The sequence below is a fragment of the Humitalea rosea genome, from assembly GCF_003253705.1.
Taxonomy (GTDB): Bacteria; Pseudomonadota; Alphaproteobacteria; order Acetobacterales; family Acetobacteraceae; genus Humitalea; species Humitalea rosea.
In genome coordinates, this window is sequence record NZ_QKYU01000007.1 from 103,451 (window position 1) to 119,751 (window position 16,301).

Below are 16,301 nucleotides of genomic sequence, written 5' to 3' on the forward strand. Positions count from 1 at the left end.
TGGTGCCCGCAGGCACTCGGCTGCAAGACGTGCCTTCCCGTATCCGGGTTGGGGCGCAGGAGAACGATCGGCGGGACACCCCGCGGGTCGCCAGGAAATTAACGCCACATGGCATTTGCCGCCACCCTCGATACCGGCTCCGCCGGGATGGAGGATTTCGCCACTCTCCTGGACGCCACGCTGGGGGCCGATACCGGCTTCGCGGGCTCCGTTGTCACTGGCCGCGTCATTCGCGTCGATGATGAATTCGCCATCGTCGATGTCGGCCTCAAGAGCGAGGGCCGCGTCCTCCTCAAGGAATTCGCCGCCCCCGGCCAGAAGGCCGAGGTCAAGCCCGGCGACCTGATCGACCTCTTCGTCGAGCGCTACGAGGACAAGGACGGCGCGATCGTCCTGTCGCGTGAGAAGGCGCGTCGCGAGGAAGCCTGGACCAACCTCGAGAAGTCCTACACCGCCCAGGTTCGCGTCAATGGCGTGATCTTTGGCCGCGTGAAGGGTGGCTTCACCGTCGATCTCGGCGGCGCTGTTGCGTTCCTGCCGGGCAGCCAGGTGGACATTCGTCCGGTGCGCGACGTCGGCCCGCTGATGGGCAGCCCGCAGCCGTTCCAGATCCTGAAGATGGACCGCGCCCGCGGCAACATCGTGGTCAGCCGCCGTGCCGTGCTGGAAGAGACCCGCGCCGAACAGCGCGCCGAACTCGTCCAGGGCCTCAAGGAAGGCATGATCCTCGACGGCGTGGTCAAGAACATCACCGATTACGGTGCGTTCGTGGATCTCGGCGGCGTCGATGGCCTGCTGCATGTCACCGACATCGCCTGGCGCCGCATCAACCACCCGTCCGAGGCCCTGACCATCGGTCAGCCGGTCCGCGTGCAGGTGATCCGCTTCAACTCCGAGACGCAGCGCATCAGCCTCGGCATGAAGCAGCTGATGTCCGATCCTTGGGAAGGTGTGGCGGTCAAGTACCCCGTCGGCGCCAAGTTCTCGGGTCGCGTGACCAACATCACCGACTACGGCGCCTTCGTGGAGCTGGAGCCGGGGGTCGAGGGCCTCGTTCATGTGAGCGAGATGTCCTGGACCAAGAAGAACGTGCATCCGGGCAAGATCGTCGCTTCCAGCCAGGAAGTCGAAGTGATGATCCTGGATGTGGACGAGCCCAAGCGCCGTATCTCGCTCGGCCTCAAGCAGGCCCAGGGCAATCCGTGGGAGGTGTTCATGGACGCCCATCCCCCGGGCAGCATTGTGGAAGGCGAGATCCGCAACATCACCGAGTTCGGTCTCTTCATCGGCATCACCGCCGACATCGACGGCATGGTTCACATGTCCGACCTGTCGTGGGATCAGGCCGGCGAAGCGGCGATGGCCGACTACCAGAAGGGCCAGGTCGTCAAGGCCAAGGTGCTGGATGTGGATGTCGAGAAGGAACGCATCTCGCTCGGCATCAAGCAGCTTGCGTCCGACCCGGCCGCCGAAGTCCTCGACAAGGTGCGAAAGGGTGACGTCGTCACCTGCGTCGTGACCAAGATCGAGAGCAACGGCATCGAGGTGAAGGTGGACGACGTCCTCACGGGCTTCATCCGCCGCGCCGAACTCGCCCGCGACCGGGACGCCCAGCGCCCCGACAAGTTCGCGGTCGGCGAGAAGGTCGATGCCAAGGTCACCGCCGTGGATCGCGCCGCCCGTCGCCTCGCCCTGACCATCAAGGGCAAGGAAGTCGAGGAGGAGCGTGAGGCGATGAAGGAATTCGGGTCGGTCGACTCGGGTGCCAGCCTTGGTGACATTCTCGGTGCCGCCATCCGGCGCCGGAACCTGTCGACCGAGGAGTAACATCCTCGCCTTCGCTGAAATGGATGCGCCGCGGACCGGAAGGTCCGCGGCGTTTCTTTTTGTGCTGCTGCTGGCATCGCCCGCCGCGGCCCAGATGCTGCCCGGAATCGGCGGGGAGGATGCGAGGCGCGTCGTCCCCGACCCCGCCGCTTCCCCCTTCAATTCCCTGGCCCGGGTGCAGACCGAGCTTGGCGGGCGTTGCACCGGCGCGCTGATCGGCCCCGCCACGGTGCTGACGGCGGCGCATTGCCTCGTCTCCCCCCGTTCCCGCCGCATGGTGCAGCCAGGGTCGGTGCATGTCCTGCTCGGCTATCGCATGGGCAGTTGGGTCGCGACCTCCCGCGTCGCGCGCTACGAGACCGGCGCCTGGACCGTCGCGGCGCATGGCCCGACGGCGGGCGATTGGGCCGTGCTGACCCTGGAGACGCCGCTCGCGGGGCCGGTGCTGCCGATCCTGCCCATGCCCCCGGTGGGGACGCCGGTGATGCTCGCCGGCTACCAGCAGGACCGGCCGGAGGTGCTGCTGGCCACCATCGGCTGCCACATCGTCACCTCCGGCGCCGTGCTGGTGCATGACTGCGCCGCGACCCGCGGGGCCAGCGGCGCGCCGCTGCTGGCGCAAGGGGCGGATGGGGCCTGGGGGATCGCGGGCATCGCGGTGTCGATGGCGGCCGACCGGCCCATCGGGCTGGCGGTGGCCGCCACGGTGGCACGCACCGCCGCAAAGGATTAGGAGGGGGCATGGCCCTTGATCCCGATCTCCTGACCGATCGCCGCCGGCTCAAGCGGCGCCTGACCCTGTGGCGCGGCGCCGCCGTCATCGCGGTGCTGATGGCGCTCTACGCCTGGTTCGGGGTCTCCAACTCCGCGCTGCTGGGCGGCGCGCATGTCGCCCGCCTGTCCATCTCGGGCACCATCAGCGACGACCGCCGCCTGATCCGCGCGCTGGACGAGGCGACCCGGGACAAGACCGTCCGTGCCATGATCCTGGCCGTGGACAGCCCCGGCGGCACCATGGCGGGGGGCGAGGCGCTGCACGGCGCGCTGGCCCGCTTCGCCGCCCAAAAGCCGCTGGTCGCGACCCTGGGCGGCACCGCCGCCTCGGCCGGCTATATGATCGCCATGCCGGCCGGGCGGGTGTTTGCCCGCGAAGGCACGGTGACCGGCTCGATCGGCGTGATCCTGCAAAGCTTCGAGGGCTCGGAACTGCTGGGCAGCCTCGGCGTGCGGCCCGAGACCATCGCCTCCGGCCCGCTGAAGGACCAGCCGAGCCTGTTCCGCCCGCTGACGCCCGAGGGCCGCGCCGCGCTCACCGCGGTGGTGCAGGACCTCTACGCCCAGTTCGTCGCCATGGTCGCCGCCGGCCGGCACATGGATGAGGAGCGCGTCCGCAGCCTCGCCGATGGCCGCGTCTATACCGGGCGGCAGGCGCTGGCGCTGGGTCTGGTCGATGCGATCGGCGGCGAGGCCGAGGCCCGCGCCTGGCTCGCGGCCGAGCGCCAGGTGCCGGCATCCCTGCCGGTGCGCAGTCTCGACCCGAGAGGCCTGTCGGAGCGCGCCTTCGCCTCCGCCCTCACGCTGGTCGGAAAAACCCTTTCTGCGGAATGGCTTGTCCCCCTGTTGCGGATTGACGCGCGGCTGCCGCTTTGGCAGCGTTGAGGGAGCGGGAGCGGATGCAAGGCATGACACGGTCGGAGCTGATGGCACAATTGGCGGCGGCCAATCCGCATTTGCGACTGCCGGACGTCGAACTGATCGTCACCACCGTGTTCGACGGCATCGCCAATGCCCTGGCCGAGGGCCGCCGGGTGGAGCTGCGCGGCTTCGGCGCCTTCTCGGTGAAGCGGCGCGATCCGCGCACCGGGCGCAACCCCCGCACCGGGCAATCGGTGCAGGTGACGGGCAAGGTCGTGCCGCATTTCAAGCCGGGCAAGGAATTGCGTGAACGGGTGAACGGCGGCCCATTGCAGGCCGAAGCCGCCATCAAGGCCGCATGATGCTCCGGCTGGTCGCGCTGCTGCCTCTGCTCGCCATCATCCTCATCTTCGCCTTGTCGAACGGGCAGATCGTGCAGGTGCGGCTCTGGCCGTTCGACCTCGCCTGGGAGGCGTCGCTTTCGGTGGTGGTGCTGATCGCCGCGGCCATTTCCTTCCTGCTGGGGGCGCTGGTCGCCTGGGGCTCGGCGCTGCCGGCGCGGCGCCGGGCGCGCCATCTGGAACGCGCGGGCCGCGTGCTGGAATCCGAACTGGACGTGCTGAAGGCCGAGGCCGCGGCCCAGCGCGACGCAGCCGCGTGATCGCCCGCCCGACCAAGGGGGCGGATCGCATCATCGCCGCCCTGGATACCGAGGATGCCGCCGCCGCCCTGGCCCTGGCCGGGCGTCTGGCCGGGCGCGTCGGGCTCATCAAGGCCGGGCTGGAACTGTTCTGCGCCGCCGGCCCCGCCGGGGTCGCGCCGCTCATCGCCGCCGGGCCGGTGTTCCTGGACCTGAAGCTGCACGACATCCCCAATACCGTCGCCGGCGCCACCCGCGCCGTCTGCCGCACCCCGCCCGCGATGCTGACGCTGCATGGCGCCGGCGGGGGGGCGATGATCGAGGCCGCCCGCCGCGCCGCCGAGGATGTGGCCGGCGACCGCCGCCCGATCCTGCTGGCGGTGACGGTGCTGACCAGCATCGATGCCGCCACCCTGGCCGCGACCGGGGTGGCCGGCGATCCGGTGGAGCAGGTGCTGCGCCTCGCGCGGCTGGCGCTGTCGGCCGGGGCCGATGGGCTGGTGTGCAGCCCGCGGGAGGTCGCGCGGCTCCGCGACGCGCTGGGCGCGGCACCCTTCCTGGTGGTGCCGGGGGTGCGGCCGCTGGGTTCGCCGGCGGGCGACCAGGCCCGTACCGCGACGCCGGCCGAGGCGGTGGCGGCGGGGGCGGATTGGATCGTGCTCGGCCGCCCGATCACGGCGGCGGCCGATCCGGTGGCGGCGGCCGAGGCCATCGCGGCCTCGCTATGACGCTGGTCAAGATCTGCGGGCTGAAGGATGCGGCGGGCTTCGATGCCGCCTGCGCGGCGGGGGCCGATCTGGTCGGTTTCGTGTTTTTCCCCGCCAGCCCGCGGGCGGTGACGCCGGCCCAGGCGGCCGCACTTTCCGCGCGCGTCACGGGCGGGCCGCTCCGGGTCGGGCTCTTCGTCGATGCCGGGGATGATCTGCTGGCGGCCACGCTCGCCGAGGCCCCGCTCGACATCCTGCAACTGCATGGCGAGGAAACCCCGGCCCGCTGCGCCGAGATCCGCGCCCGCTTCGGCCGGCCGGTGATGAAGGCGATCGGGGTCTCGGCCGCCGCCGACCTGGCCGTGCTGGCCGATTACGCCCCGGTCGTGGACCGCTTCCTGCTGGACGCCAAGGCCCCGCCGGGGGGGGCGCTGCCCGGCGGCAATGCGGCGGTGTTCGACTGGTCGCTGCTGGCCGGCGTCGCGGTCCCCCGCCCCTGGCTGCTGGCCGGCGGCCTGACCCCGGGGAACGTCGCCGAGGCGATCGCCGCGACCGGCGCGCCCGGTGTCGATGTCTCCTCCGGCGTCGAGCGGGCGAGGGGGGTCAAGGACGCAGGCCTGATCGCCGCCTTCTGCGCCGCCGCGCGGGTAGCCCCCGCTCCCCTGCCGCGCTAAACCCGGCCTCCGCCCGGGAGCCACACGTGAACAAGACGATCCCCAATTCCTTCCGCAGCGGCCCTGACGACCGGGGCCGCTTTGGTCAGTTCGGCGGCCGTTTCGTCGCCGAGACGCTGATGCCGCTGATCCTCGAGGTCGAGGCCGCCTATGAGGCCGCCAAGATCGACCCGAGCTTCGACAAGGAATGGCGCCGGCTGCTGAAGGATTACGTGGGTCGCCCGTCACCGCTCTGGTTCGCCGAGCGCATGACCACGCATCTGCGCAAAAACGCCCCCGAGGGCATGGGTGCCAAGGTCTATTTCAAGCGCGATGAGCTGAACCACACCGGCGCGCATAAGATCAACGCCGTGCTCGGCCAGATCCTGCTGGCCAAGCGCATGGGCAAGACCCGCATCATCGCCGAGACGGGCGCCGGCCAGCATGGCGTCGCCACCGCCACCGCCTGCGCGCTGATGGACCTGCCTTGCGTCGTCTACATGGGCGCCGTGGATGTCGAGCGCCAGAAACCCAACGTCTTCCGCATGAAGCTGCTGGGGGCGGAGGTGATCCCGGCGACCTCCGGCTCCGCCACGCTGAAGGATGCGATGAACGAAGCGCTGCGCGATTGGGTCGCGAATGTCAGCGACACCTACTACTGCATCGGCACCGTCGCCGGCCCGCACCCCTATCCGCAGATGGTCCGCGACTTCCAGTCGGTGATCGGCGTCGAGGCCCGCGCCCAGATGCTGGAGGCCGAGGGCCGGCTGCCGGATGTGCTGGTCGCGGCGATCGGCGGCGGCTCCAACGCCATGGGGCTGTTCCACCCCTTCCTGGACGACCCCGAGGTCGCGATGGTCGGCGTCGAGGCCGCGGGCCATGGGCTGGACACCGACCAGCACGCGGCCGCCATCTCGCGCGGGCGGCCGGGGGTGCTGCATGGCAACCTCACCTATCTGTTGCAGACCACCCAGGGGCAGATCACCGAGGCGCATTCGATCAGCGCCGGGCTCGACTACCCCGGTGTCGGTCCCGAGCATTCCTGGCTCGCCGAGTTGGGCCGCGTCTCCTATGTCGCGGCGACGGACAATGAGGCGCTGGACGCCTTCCAGATCTGTTCGCGGCTGGAGGGCATCATCCCGGCCCTGGAACCCGCGCATGCCCTGGCCGAGGTCATCAAACGCGCGCCGACCATGGCGGCCGACCAGATCATCCTGATGAATCTCTGCGGCCGTGGCGACAAGGACATTTTTGCGGTGGCCGAGCATCTGGGAGTGAGCCTGTGAGCCGCATCGCCGCCCGTTTCGCCGCGCTGAAGACCGAGGGGCGCGGCGCGCTGATCCCCTTCCTCGAAGCCTATGACCCCGATCCCGCGACCAGCCTGGCGATCCTGCGCGGCATGCCGGGGGCGGGGGCGGACCTCATCGAGATCGGCGTGCCCTTCACCGATCCCATGGCCGATGGCCCGATCATCCAGCGCGCCGGGCTGCGCGGGCTGAAGGCGGGCGCGACCTTGGCCGGGACGCTCGCCATGGTGCGCGACTTTCGCACCCAGGATGACGCGACGCCGATCGTGCTGATGGGCTACTTCAACCCCATCATGTCCTATGGCGTCGATCGCTTCTGCGTCGATGCGGCGGCGAGCGGCGTCGATGGGCTGATCGTGGTGGATGTGCCGCCCGAGGAATCCGATGTGCTGGTGCCCCAGGCCACCGCCGCCGGGCTCGACATGATCCGGCTGGTCGCCCCCACCACCGGCGACGCACGGCTGCCGATGGTGCTGAAGGCCAGCACCGGCTTCGTCTATTACGTCGCCATCACCGGCATCACCGGCACCCGCAGCGCGACCGCGACCGACCTTGCCGCCGCGATCCCCCGGGTCCGCGCCCATACCGACCTGCCGATCGCCATCGGCTTCGGCGTCCGCACCCCGGCCCAGGCGGCCGAGGCGGTGCGGGCGGCGGATGCGGCGGTGGTCGCCTCGGCGCTGATCGAGCGCCTGGCGGGGACGCTGGACGCGCAGGGGCGCGCGACCGGCAGCACGGTCCGCACCGTGCTGGATGATGTGCGCGCGCTGGCCGAGGCGGTGCGCGGCGCCCGCCTTTGATGTCAATCGTCATCGATTCGTGATGGTTTTTCCCCTTGCGCCGGCAGTATGGTGCCGGCGCAAGGGGGAGAACAAAACATGACCACGAAAGAGATCGCCGACGCCTTCACCGCGCTGTGCAAGGCAGGCAAGTTCGAGGAGGCCGGCGCCGAATTCTGGGCCGATGATGTTGTCAGCCTGGAGCCGATGACCGGCGACATGGCCATCGCCCGCGGCCGTGCCGCCGTCGAGGCCAAGGGCGCCTGGTGGTATGCCAACCACGAGATCCACAAGGTCGAGGTCGAAGGCCCCTTTCCGCATGGCGACCAGTTCGCCGTGATCTTCGCCATGGAGGTGACGCCCAAGGGGGGCCAGCGCATGGCGATGCGCGAGATCGGCCTTTACACGCTGAAGGACGGCAAGATCGTGGAAGAGCGCTTCTTCTACGGCGGCTGAAACGGGGGGCTGAAACGGGCGGTTCAAACGGGGGCGCGGTGCCGAATCTCGCGGGTTATGTCCTTGCCGCGCTGGCGGAAATTGCCGGCTGCTTCGCCTTCTGGGCCTGGGCGCGGCTGGACCGCTCGATCTTGTGGCTGCTGCCGGGCCTCGCCTCGCTCGCGCTATTCGCCTGGGTGCTGACCCTGGCGGGGACGGATGCCGCCGGCCGCACCTATGCGGCCTATGGCGGGGTCTATATCGCGGCCTCGCTGGGATGGCTCTGGCTGGTGGAAGGCATCGCCCCCGATCGCTGGGACCTTGCCGGCTCCGCGCTCTGCCTGCTGGGCGCGAGCGTCATCCTGTTCGGGCCGCGCGGCGCCTGAGGGGCCGCCGCTCAGCGGGCCGGGGCGGCGCGCCGGAGCAGGACGAGGCTGGCCGAATCATTGACCCAGATCGCGACCGCGGCGCCGCTGTTGGCCCGGGACAGCCCCGCGTCGGTGCGTGGCGCCAGGGGGGGCGCCTTCGTCGCGTCGTCCCAGATCCAGACATTGCAGATGTTTCGCGCGGCGCAGGCGGCCTGGCCGGCGCTGCGCCAGGCCACGGCATCCGCCCGCGGCGGGCAGACCATGACGACCAGCGTCTCGCTCCGGGATTTGATGACGCAGGCGCCACTCTGGGCCTGGGCCTGGGCTGGGGCCTGGGCCTTGCCTCCGGCTGGGAGGGCCGCGATCGCCATCGCGAGGAAAAGGGTCCGGGCTGGCATTCTGGTGCTCCCCTTGTGCATTCAGATGTCCTGAGACTGTAGCGGCACCCCACCGCGAAGCAGGGTGCCGCCGACCAGACTACGGCAAGACCGCGCTCGCCGTGGCCATCACGCCCGGCGCCGCGCGGCGGCGAGACCCGCCAGCGCCACCGTGAACAAGGCGAGCGAGGCAGGCTCGGGCACCGGCGTGATCGCCGCCTGCACCTTGGCCAGCAGCACCGGGGCCAGGGCCGTGAAGTCGCTGACCGGAACCACCCAGCTTCCGCTGCCACCCAGCGGGTTGGGGATGGTGGTCGAGTTCAGCGCGAGGATCGTGGCGGGCCCGGGGAAGGCGATCGCCGCGAGGTTGTTCAGTGCCGACGGGGAGCTGACCCCGCTGCCGATGGCCTCGATCGAGAGGCCGTCGATGCCGGCGGCATTCGCGGCGACGGCGGCGGCGACGGCGGCGCTCTGGCTGTCCGGGAAGCCATCGGTCGCCAGGTTGATGATCGAGCGCGTTCCGGGATCGGCGAAATTGGCCGAGCCGGTCATGGCATTGCTCAGCGCCGTGATGGCGCCCGAGGTATTCGTGCTGCCATTGGCTTTGGCGCTGGCGGTGATGGCGGCCTGGATGGTCGGCAGGCTGGCGGCCGTCAACACCGTGGGGGCGACGACCAGGGTGGTGCCGCTGCCATAGGCGACGACGGAGATCTCAACGGAGCCGTCCGTCGGCAGGCCGGCCAGGGCGGCCGTCAGCCCGCCGCGCAACAGGTTGTAGTCTGAGGTCGAAACACTCCCCGAGCCGTCCAGCGCGAAGCCGAGCTGCGTCACAGGTGCGGCCATGGCGGCAAGGGACGCCACCATGAGCGATGCGCCGAGGGCAAGCGATGCCAGCCCTCTTCTCCAGATGTTCATCTTTATGACTCCCCGATTGTTTGGCGCAGCGGCGCTGCGACGCCCAGTAAGTCGGGCGTGACCAGGGGATTGCATAAGCCGTGCCAGTCTCAGAATGGAAATTAAAACAAGCTATATCATATGGTTATATGGAAGTGATGGGGCCGCCCCCCTCTGCTGGGGGCGGAACTGTAATAAACCCTGACGCTCCGCCTGGGCCCCATCGGGCGCGCGGGCCGGGGGCATCGGCACCGCCGGCGAGCAGCGTGACGGCGCCGTGGCCGCATCCGCAGGCTCCGGCCCGGCCGCCCTTGCCCGGGGCGCCCTTGCCCGGGCCGCGATGCCCCGGCCGGCAACGCCGCGGGGCGGGGCGCGGCCCGCCTCATGTCGCGCCCTCTTGCGTCGGCGCCCCCACCGCGCCTACGACGCCGGGATGAATTGGATCTCCGACTGGGCCCTGCCGAAAATCCAGGGGCTGTTCCGCCGCGAAGTGCCGGAGAATCTCTGGCACAAGTGTTCGTCCTGCGAGCAGATGGTCTTTCACAAGGACCTGGAGCGGAACCTCCATGTCTGCCCGCATTGCGGCTTCCACAACCGCATCGGCGCCGAGGCGCGGATCGACATCACCCTCGATGAGGGCTGGCAGAAGATCGAGCTGCCCAAGGCCCCGGCCGACCCCTTGCGCTTCCGCGACCAGCGCAAATACGGCGACCGGCTGCGCGAGGCCCAGCTCAAGACCGGCATGGATGACGCCATCATGGTCGCCCATGGCGCCATCGAGGGCCGCGCCGCCGTGGTCGCCGCCTTCGAATTCTCCTTCCAGGGCGGCAGCATGGGCGCCGGCGTGGGCGAGGGGCTGGTCGCCGCCGCGCGCCTTGCGGTGTTGCAGGATGCGCCGCTGATCGTCTTCCCGGCCTCGGGGGGCGCGCGGATGCAGGAAGGCGCGGTCAGCCTGATGCAGATGCCGCGCAGCGTGATCGCGACGCGCATGGTCAAGGAAGCCGGGCTGCCGGTCATCATCGTGCTGCTGGACCCGACCACGGGCGGCGTCACCGCCTCCTTCGCCATGCTGGGCGATATCCAGATCGCCGAGCCCGGCGCGCTGATCGGTTTCGCCGGCGCGCGGGTGATCGAGCAGACGGTGCGCGAGAAGCTGCCGGAAGGGTTCCAGCGCGCCGAATACCTGCTGGAGCACGGCATCCTCGACATGGTCGTGCACCGGCAGGAGATGAAACCGACCCTGGCGCGGCTGCTGTCGCTGCTGCGCGAGCCGCAGATCCTGGCCGAACCCGCCCCGCTGGCGCTCGCCTCGCCCAACGCCTGAGCGGCGGCGGATGTCCCGTTCCGAGGCGATCATGGCGCGGCTGCACGCGCTGCATCCACGCCTGATCGACCTCAGCCTGGAGCGGCTGCAACGCTGCCTCGCGGCCTTGGACCACCCGGAGCGGCGCCTGCCGCCGGTGATCCATGTCGCCGGCACCAATGGCAAGGGCAGCACCTGCGCCGTGCTGCGCGCGATCGCCGAGGCGGCGGGGCAGCGGGTGCATGTCTTCACCTCGCCGCATCTCGTGCGGTTCAACGAACGCATCCGCCTCGCCGGCACGCTGGTGACGGAGGCGGCGCTGACCGAGGCGCTGGAACGGGTGGAGGCCGCCAATGCCGGCCTGCCGATCACCATCTTCGAGGTGATCACCGCCGTCGCCCTGGTGCTGTTCTCCGAGGTTCCGGCGGATCTGCTGGTGCTGGAGGTCGGGCTCGGCGGGCGGTTCGACGCGACCAACGTGGTGGACCGCCCGGCCGCCTGCGCCATCGCCAGCATCTCCATGGACCACATGGATTTCCTGGGCGAGAGCCTGGCCGGCATCGCCGGGGAGAAGGCGGGGATCATCAAGCCCGGCGTGCCGGTCGCCACCGGGCGGCAGGCGCCCGAGGCGATGGCGGCGATCATGGCGGAGGCCGAGGGCCTCGGCGCGCCGCTGCTGGCGCGGGACCGGGACTGGCGGATCACCCCCCGTCCCGGTGGGCTGGTCTTTCAGGATGCCATGGGCGCCATCGCGCTGCCGCCCACCGGCCTGCCCGGGCCGCACCAGGCCGAGAATGCCGGCATCGCCATCGCCGCCCTGCGCGGCTGGAACCCGCCCTGGCTGACCGAGACCGCCATTGCCAAAGGGGTCGCCAACGCCCGCTGGCCGGCGCGGCTGCAACGGCTGCATGGGGCGCTGGCGCGGCGGCTGCCACCGGGTTCCGAGCTTTGGCTGGATGGCGGCCACAATGCCGGGGCCGGGCAGGCGCTGGCGGCCTTCCTGCCGGCCTGGGCCGACCGGCCGCTGCACCTGATCGTCGGCATGAAGGCGGGCAAGGCGAGCGAGGCCTTTCTCCGCCCGCTGCTGCCCTTCGCCGCCACCCTCTGGGCCGTGGCCGAGCCGGAGCAGCATCTGGCCATGCCGGTCGAGGCGATCATCGCCGCCAGTGGCGGCCGCGCCCGCCCCGGCCCCACGGTGGCCGAGGCGCTGGCGGCGCTTCCCACGCCTGGGCGGGTGCTGATCTGCGGCAGCCTCTACCTCGCCGGCGAGGTGCTGAAGGCCGACGGCACCCTGCCCGACTGAATGCCGGCCGGGGGGCGGGCATGGCTGCCCCGCGCAGCTTTCGTGCAATTATCTTTTTACGTTTTCTGGCGTTGATATAGGAATGGGGCTGCGCCGCCGCACGGAGAGTCTTGCCCATCATGCCCGATCTGCCGCCGCCGATCCTTTCCCCGGCCAGCACGGCACTCCATATGGGCGCGGCGATGCGAGACCTGTCCCCCGCCTATGAGACCACCGCCGCCATCCATCTGGATGGCCTGACCCGGCGCTTTGCCGCCGGCGGCACCCTGGCGCTCGATGGCGTGTCGCTCGATGTCGCCCCCGGCGAGATCTTCGGCATCGTCGGCCGGTCGGGGGCGGGGAAATCCACGCTGATCCGCTGCGTGAACCTGCTGGAGCGGCCGGATGCCGGGCGCATCGCCGTGTTCGGCCAGGATCTGCTGGCGCTGGACGAGCCCGCCCTGCGCGCCGCCCGCCGCGGCATCGGCATGGTGTTCCAGCACTTCAACCTGCACACCCGCCGCACCGTCTCGGAGAACATCGCCTTCCCGCTGGAGATCGCGGGCCTCTCCCGCGCCGAAATCCGCGCCCGGGTGGCGGAGATCCTGCCGCTGGTGGGGCTGGAGGCGAAGCGGGACGCCTGGCCCGCGCAGCTTTCGGGCGGCCAGAAGCAACGCGTCGGCATCGCCCGCGCGCTCGCCTCGCGACCGAAAATCCTGCTCTGCGACGAGGCGACCAGCGCGCTCGATCCCGAGACCACCGCCGAGATCCTGGAGCTGATCCGCGGCTTGCGCGACCGGCTGGAGCTGACCGTGCTGCTGATCACCCATGAGATGGGCGTGGTCAAAGCCATCTGCGACCAGGTCGCGGTGATGGAGGCCGGGCGCATCATCGAGCAGGGCCGGGTCTTCGACGTCTTCACCCGGCCGGACCAGCCGACCACGCGGCGCTTCGTCGCCGAGGTCATCGGCCATTCCGTGCCGCCCAGCACCATCGCCCGCCTGCCGCCGCCACGGGCGGAGGAAATTCGCCGCCTCGCCCAGGTCGTCTTCGCCGGGCCGCACAGCACCCGCGCGGTGGTCAGCGAGGCGAGCCGGGACTTCGGCATCGACATCAACATCGTCTCCGGCCGCGTCGATGAGATCGCGGGCGAGCCCTTCGGCGTCATGGCGCTGGCGGCCTATGGCCCGGCGGCGGCGGTGGAGGCGGGCTTTGCCTGGATGCGCGGCCTCGGCCTCACCGTCACGGAGATCGAGGCATGAGCTGGCTGACCCCCACCATGCGGGATCTGCTGCTGGAGGCGCTGTGGGAGACCGCGCTGATGGTCGGCATCAGCGCCGCCATCGCCGTCGTCATCGGCCTGCCGATCGCGCTGCTGCTGCATGTCACGGCGCGCGAGGGGCTGAGCCCGCGGGTCTGGATCAACCGCCCCCTCGGGCTGCTGGTGAATGCGGCGCGCTCCACGCCCTTCATCATCCTGATGGTCGCCATCATCCCCTTCACCCGGCTGGTCGCCGGCACCTCGATCGGCACCGCCGCCGCCATCGTGCCGCTGGCGCTGGCCGCGACCGCCTTCCTCGCCCGGCTGTTCGAGAACGCGCTGCATGAGGTGGACAAGGGTGTTATCGAGGCCGCCCGCGCCATGGGCGCCACCCGGCTGCAGATCGTGACCAAGGTGCTGGTGCCCGAGGCGCTGCCCGGGCTGATCGCCGCGACCACCGTCTCCCTCGTCTCGCTGGTCGGGTTTTCGGCCATGGCGGGGGCGGTCGGCGGTGGCGGGCTCGGCGATCTCGGCATCCGCTTCGGCTACCAGCGCTTCATGCCCGAGGTGATGGCGAGCGTCGTGCTCATCCTCATCCTGCTGGTGCAGGGGCTGCAATCCTTTGGGGACTGGCTGGTTCGCCGCGTCTCCCACCGCTGATCTTTTGACCAAGGATACCGCCATGCTTCGCCGTTCCCTGCTGACCCTGCCTGCCTTGATCCCCACCCTCGCCATGGCGCAGGGCGCCGCCCTGGGCACCGAGGCCCGGCCCGTGAAGGTCGGCGTCACCCAGGGCGTGCATGCCCAGACCTTCGAGAAGGTGCGCGACCTGCTCGCCGCCGAGGGCTTCTTCACCCGCGCGGTGGAATTCGGCGATTTCATCCAGCCGAATGCGGCGCTGGCGGCCGGCGACCTGGATGCCAACGCCTATCAGCACCTGCCGTTCCTTGAGGCGCAGCGCGCCCAGCGCGGCTATGACTTCCTGCCGGTCGGCAAGACGGTGCTGACCCTGATGGGCGTGTTCTCGCGCAAGTATCGCAGCATCGCGGCCCTGCCGAACGGCGCCCGCATCGCCATCCCGAACGACCCCACCAATGGCGGCCGCGCGCTGCTGCTGTTGGCCCAGGGCGGCGCCTTCAAGCTGACGCCGGGGGCGGACCACCGCGCCACGGTCGTCGATATCGTCGAGAACCCGAAGCGCTTCCGCATCGTGGAGCTTGAGGCCGCCTCGATCGTCCGCGCCATCGATGATGTCGATGCCGCCGCCATCACCGGCAATTTCGCGGTGCCGGCCGGGCTGAACCCGCTGCGCGACGCGCTGGTGCGGGAAGATGGGCAGAGCGTCTACACCTGCCTCATCGTGGTGCGCCGCGCCGATGCGCAGACGCCCTGGGCGCAGCGCATCGCCGCCGCCTATCGCACGCCGGAGCTGAAGGCCTTCGTCGAAGCGACCTTCGGCGGCGCGGTCATCGCCGGTGGCTAAGCGGCAGCTTCACCTCGGCGCTTTTATGCGCCCGGTCTCGATCCACACGGGCGCCTGGAGGTTTCCGGGCGCCTGGCCGGATGCGAATTTCAGCTTCCCCAAGCTGGTGCAGCTGATCCAGACCCTGGAGCGCGGCAAGTTCGACGCCTTCTTCATGGCCGACCATCTGGCGCTGCTGAACATGCCGATGGAGGCGCTGCGGCGCAGCCACACCGTCACCTCCTTCGACCCGCTGACCCTGCTGCCGGCGCTGGCGGCGGTGACGGAGCGGATCGGGCTGATCGCCACCGCCTCCACGACCTACAACGACCCCTATCACGTCGCCCGCAAATTCGCCTCGCTGGACCATATCTCCAACGGGCGGGCGGGGTGGAACCTCGTCACCACCGCCAACCCCGATGCGGCGATGAATTTTGGCCACGACGAGCACATGGCGCATGGCGAACGCTACAAGCGCGCACGCGAGTTCTATGACGTGGTCACGGGACTCTGGGACAGCTTCGCGGATGACGCCTTCATCCGCGATGTGGACAGCGGGATCTTCTGGGACCCGTCCCGGATGCATGTGCTGAACCACAAGGGGCCGGAACTCTCCGTGCGCGGCCCGCTGAATGTCGCGCGGCCGGTGCAGGGCTGGCCGGTGGTGGTGCAGGCGGGCTCCTCCGAGGCCGGGCGCCAGATCGCCGCCGAGACCGCCGAGATGATTTTTGCCGCCGGCGGGTTGATGGAGGACTCCCAGGCCTTCTATGCCGATGTGAAGGGGCGCGCGCAAAAACTCGGGCGCAATCCGGAGCATATCAAGATACTGCCCGGCTGCCTCGTGGTGGTGGATGAGACGGTCGAGAAGGCGCAGGCGAAGCGCGCGCTGCTGGACAGCCTGGTGCATTACGACAGCGCGATCGGCTCGCTTTCCATCGCCCTGGGTGTGGATGCGCGGGGGTTCGACCCGGATGGGCCGCTGCCCGACATCCCGGAGACCGAGGCCAGCAAATCCGGCCGCGAGCGGGCGATCCGCCTGGCGCGGCGCGAGAACCTCACGGTGCGGCAGTTGGCGCAGCGTTTGGGCGGCTATGCCGGGGCCGCCATCGTCGGCACGCCCGCGACCATCGCCGACACCATGCAGGAATGGCTGGAGGCTCGCGCCTGCGACGGGTTCAACATCATGTTCCCCTATGTGCCCGGGGGGCTGGATGACTTTGTCGATATGGTCGTCCCCGAATTGCAGCGCCGCGGCCTGTTCCGCACGGAATACGAAGGCACCACTTTGCGCGAGCATTTGGGCCTGCCGCGCCCCGCGAATCAGTTCTTCTGACGGGGGTCTGGGGCCTCAGGCCCCCCCCTTTTTAGCCA

At 70.3% G+C, this 16,301-nt stretch carries 19 protein-coding genes; 17 read left to right on the forward strand and 2 right to left on the reverse strand.

Features of this window, described 5'->3' with window-relative positions; all coding sequences use genetic code 11:
* Positions 1 to 108: 108 nt before the first annotated feature.
* The 11 genes from rpsA (at position 109) to C8P66_RS07760 (ending at position 8,369) form a co-directional block, all read left to right on the forward strand.
* Positions 109 to 1,827, forward strand: coding sequence for a 30S ribosomal protein S1 (rpsA, locus tag C8P66_RS07710; RefSeq protein ID WP_111397662.1), 1,719 nt, complete (start codon positions 109 to 111; stop codon positions 1,825 to 1,827).
* A gap of 61 nt (positions 1,828 to 1,888) precedes the next feature.
* On the forward strand, positions 1,889 to 2,560 hold the full coding sequence (locus C8P66_RS07715) for a trypsin-like serine peptidase (RefSeq protein WP_158537147.1): 672 nt from the start codon (positions 1,889 to 1,891) through the stop codon (positions 2,558 to 2,560).
* A gap of 8 nt (positions 2,561 to 2,568) precedes the next feature.
* Complete coding sequence (gene sppA / locus C8P66_RS07720; protein WP_111397664.1) at positions 2,569 to 3,486, forward strand: signal peptide peptidase SppA; 918 nt, start codon at positions 2,569 to 2,571, stop codon at positions 3,484 to 3,486.
* Positions 3,487 to 3,509: 23 nt separating this feature from the next.
* A complete protein-coding gene (locus tag C8P66_RS07725) occupies positions 3,510 to 3,824 on the forward strand; it encodes an integration host factor subunit beta (RefSeq protein WP_111397665.1) in 315 nt (104 codons plus the stop codon).
* Entirely contained in the window at positions 3,821 to 4,123 is a 303-nt protein-coding gene (locus C8P66_RS07730) for a LapA family protein (protein WP_245903305.1), read from the forward strand. Before C8P66_RS07725 ends, C8P66_RS07730 begins: the two co-directional genes overlap by 4 nt.
* Positions 4,123 to 4,830 carry an orotidine-5'-phosphate decarboxylase gene (gene pyrF / locus C8P66_RS07735; protein WP_111397743.1) on the forward strand — a complete coding sequence of 236 codons (708 nt, stop codon included), beginning with the start codon at positions 4,123 to 4,125 and terminating at the stop codon, positions 4,828 to 4,830. Before C8P66_RS07730 ends, pyrF begins: the two co-directional genes overlap by 1 nt.
* A complete protein-coding gene (locus C8P66_RS07740; RefSeq protein WP_111397666.1) occupies positions 4,827 to 5,483 on the forward strand; it encodes a phosphoribosylanthranilate isomerase in 657 nt (218 codons plus the stop codon). The genes pyrF and C8P66_RS07740 overlap by 4 nt, the downstream gene beginning before the upstream one ends.
* 26 nt (positions 5,484 to 5,509) lie before the next feature.
* Positions 5,510 to 6,748: a tryptophan synthase subunit beta gene (gene trpB / locus C8P66_RS07745; protein ID WP_111397667.1), complete on the forward strand. Its 1,239-nt coding sequence runs from the start codon at positions 5,510 to 5,512 to the stop codon at positions 6,746 to 6,748.
* Complete coding sequence (gene trpA / locus C8P66_RS07750; RefSeq protein WP_111397668.1) at positions 6,745 to 7,569, forward strand: tryptophan synthase subunit alpha; 825 nt, start codon at positions 6,745 to 6,747, stop codon at positions 7,567 to 7,569. The genes trpB and trpA overlap by 4 nt, the downstream gene beginning before the upstream one ends.
* A 78-nt stretch (positions 7,570 to 7,647) precedes the next feature.
* On the forward strand, positions 7,648 to 8,004 hold the full coding sequence (locus tag C8P66_RS07755) for a SnoaL-like domain-containing protein (RefSeq protein ID WP_111397669.1): 357 nt from the start codon (positions 7,648 to 7,650) through the stop codon (positions 8,002 to 8,004).
* 38 nt (positions 8,005 to 8,042) lie between these two features.
* Positions 8,043 to 8,369 carry a YnfA family protein gene (locus C8P66_RS07760; protein WP_111397670.1) on the forward strand — a complete coding sequence of 109 codons (327 nt, stop codon included), beginning with the start codon at positions 8,043 to 8,045 and terminating at the stop codon, positions 8,367 to 8,369.
* A gap of 11 nt (positions 8,370 to 8,380) precedes the next feature.
* Here the strand turns inward: C8P66_RS07760 and C8P66_RS07765 are convergent, their stop codons facing one another.
* Together C8P66_RS07765 and C8P66_RS07770 are read right to left on the reverse strand one after the other, a co-directional pair.
* Positions 8,381 to 8,749, reverse strand: coding sequence for a hypothetical protein (locus tag C8P66_RS07765; protein ID WP_146422754.1), 369 nt, complete (start codon positions 8,747 to 8,749; stop codon positions 8,381 to 8,383).
* Positions 8,750 to 8,857: 108 nt separating this feature from the next.
* Complete coding sequence (locus C8P66_RS07770) at positions 8,858 to 9,592, reverse strand: vWA domain-containing protein (protein WP_158537148.1); 735 nt, start codon at positions 9,590 to 9,592, stop codon at positions 8,858 to 8,860.
* A gap of 463 nt (positions 9,593 to 10,055) precedes the next feature.
* On the opposite strand from C8P66_RS07770, the gene accD reads away from it, so the two are divergent.
* From accD to C8P66_RS07800, 6 genes are all read left to right on the forward strand, one after another.
* Positions 10,056 to 10,946: an acetyl-CoA carboxylase, carboxyltransferase subunit beta gene (accD, locus tag C8P66_RS07775; RefSeq protein WP_111397672.1), complete on the forward strand. Its 891-nt coding sequence runs from the start codon at positions 10,056 to 10,058 to the stop codon at positions 10,944 to 10,946.
* A 10-nt stretch (positions 10,947 to 10,956) separates the two neighbouring features.
* The gene (locus C8P66_RS07780) at positions 10,957 to 12,228 is read left to right on the forward strand and encodes a bifunctional folylpolyglutamate synthase/dihydrofolate synthase (protein WP_111397673.1); all 1,272 of its coding nucleotides are present in this window, start codon (positions 10,957 to 10,959) and stop codon (positions 12,226 to 12,228) included.
* 119 nt (positions 12,229 to 12,347) lie between these two features.
* On the forward strand, positions 12,348 to 13,469 hold the full coding sequence (locus C8P66_RS07785; RefSeq protein WP_245903307.1) for a methionine ABC transporter ATP-binding protein: 1,122 nt from the start codon (positions 12,348 to 12,350) through the stop codon (positions 13,467 to 13,469).
* Positions 13,466 to 14,128, forward strand: coding sequence for a methionine ABC transporter permease (locus C8P66_RS07790; RefSeq protein WP_211314070.1), 663 nt, complete (start codon positions 13,466 to 13,468; stop codon positions 14,126 to 14,128). The genes C8P66_RS07785 and C8P66_RS07790 overlap by 4 nt, the downstream gene beginning before the upstream one ends.
* 22 nt (positions 14,129 to 14,150) lie before the next feature.
* On the forward strand, positions 14,151 to 14,951 hold the full coding sequence (locus C8P66_RS07795; RefSeq protein WP_111397748.1) for a MetQ/NlpA family ABC transporter substrate-binding protein: 801 nt from the start codon (positions 14,151 to 14,153) through the stop codon (positions 14,949 to 14,951).
* A 25-nt stretch (positions 14,952 to 14,976) separates the two neighbouring features.
* The gene (locus C8P66_RS07800; RefSeq protein ID WP_211314071.1) at positions 14,977 to 16,263 is read left to right on the forward strand and encodes an LLM class flavin-dependent oxidoreductase; all 1,287 of its coding nucleotides are present in this window, start codon (positions 14,977 to 14,979) and stop codon (positions 16,261 to 16,263) included.
* Positions 16,264 to 16,301 lie beyond the last annotated feature (38 nt).

Coding starts and splice junctions, on each gene's coding strand:
- rpsA (WP_111397662.1), top strand. CDS start 109: ATGGCATTTGCCGCCACCCTCGATACCGGCTCCGCCGGGATGGAGGAT.
- sppA (WP_111397664.1), top strand. CDS start 2,569: ATGGCCCTTGATCCCGATCTCCTGACCGATCGCCGCCGGCTCAAGCGG.
- C8P66_RS07725 (WP_111397665.1), top strand. CDS start 3,510: ATGACACGGTCGGAGCTGATGGCACAATTGGCGGCGGCCAATCCGCAT.
- C8P66_RS07730 (WP_245903305.1), top strand. CDS start 3,821: ATGATGCTCCGGCTGGTCGCGCTGCTGCCTCTGCTCGCCATCATCCTC.
- C8P66_RS07740 (WP_111397666.1), top strand. CDS start 4,827: ATGACGCTGGTCAAGATCTGCGGGCTGAAGGATGCGGCGGGCTTCGAT.
- C8P66_RS07755 (WP_111397669.1), top strand. CDS start 7,648: ATGACCACGAAAGAGATCGCCGACGCCTTCACCGCGCTGTGCAAGGCA.
- C8P66_RS07765 (WP_146422754.1), bottom strand. CDS start 8,749: ATGCCAGCCCGGACCCTTTTCCTCGCGATGGCGATCGCGGCCCTCCCA.
- C8P66_RS07770 (WP_158537148.1), bottom strand. CDS start 9,592: ATGGTGGCGTCCCTTGCCGCCATGGCCGCACCTGTGACGCAGCTCGGC.
- accD (WP_111397672.1), top strand. CDS start 10,056: ATGAATTGGATCTCCGACTGGGCCCTGCCGAAAATCCAGGGGCTGTTC.
- C8P66_RS07780 (WP_111397673.1), top strand. CDS start 10,957: ATGTCCCGTTCCGAGGCGATCATGGCGCGGCTGCACGCGCTGCATCCA.
- C8P66_RS07785 (WP_245903307.1), top strand. CDS start 12,348: ATGCCCGATCTGCCGCCGCCGATCCTTTCCCCGGCCAGCACGGCACTC.
- C8P66_RS07790 (WP_211314070.1), top strand. CDS start 13,466: ATGAGCTGGCTGACCCCCACCATGCGGGATCTGCTGCTGGAGGCGCTG.
- C8P66_RS07795 (WP_111397748.1), top strand. CDS start 14,151: ATGCTTCGCCGTTCCCTGCTGACCCTGCCTGCCTTGATCCCCACCCTC.
- C8P66_RS07800 (WP_211314071.1), top strand. CDS start 14,977: ATGCGCCCGGTCTCGATCCACACGGGCGCCTGGAGGTTTCCGGGCGCC.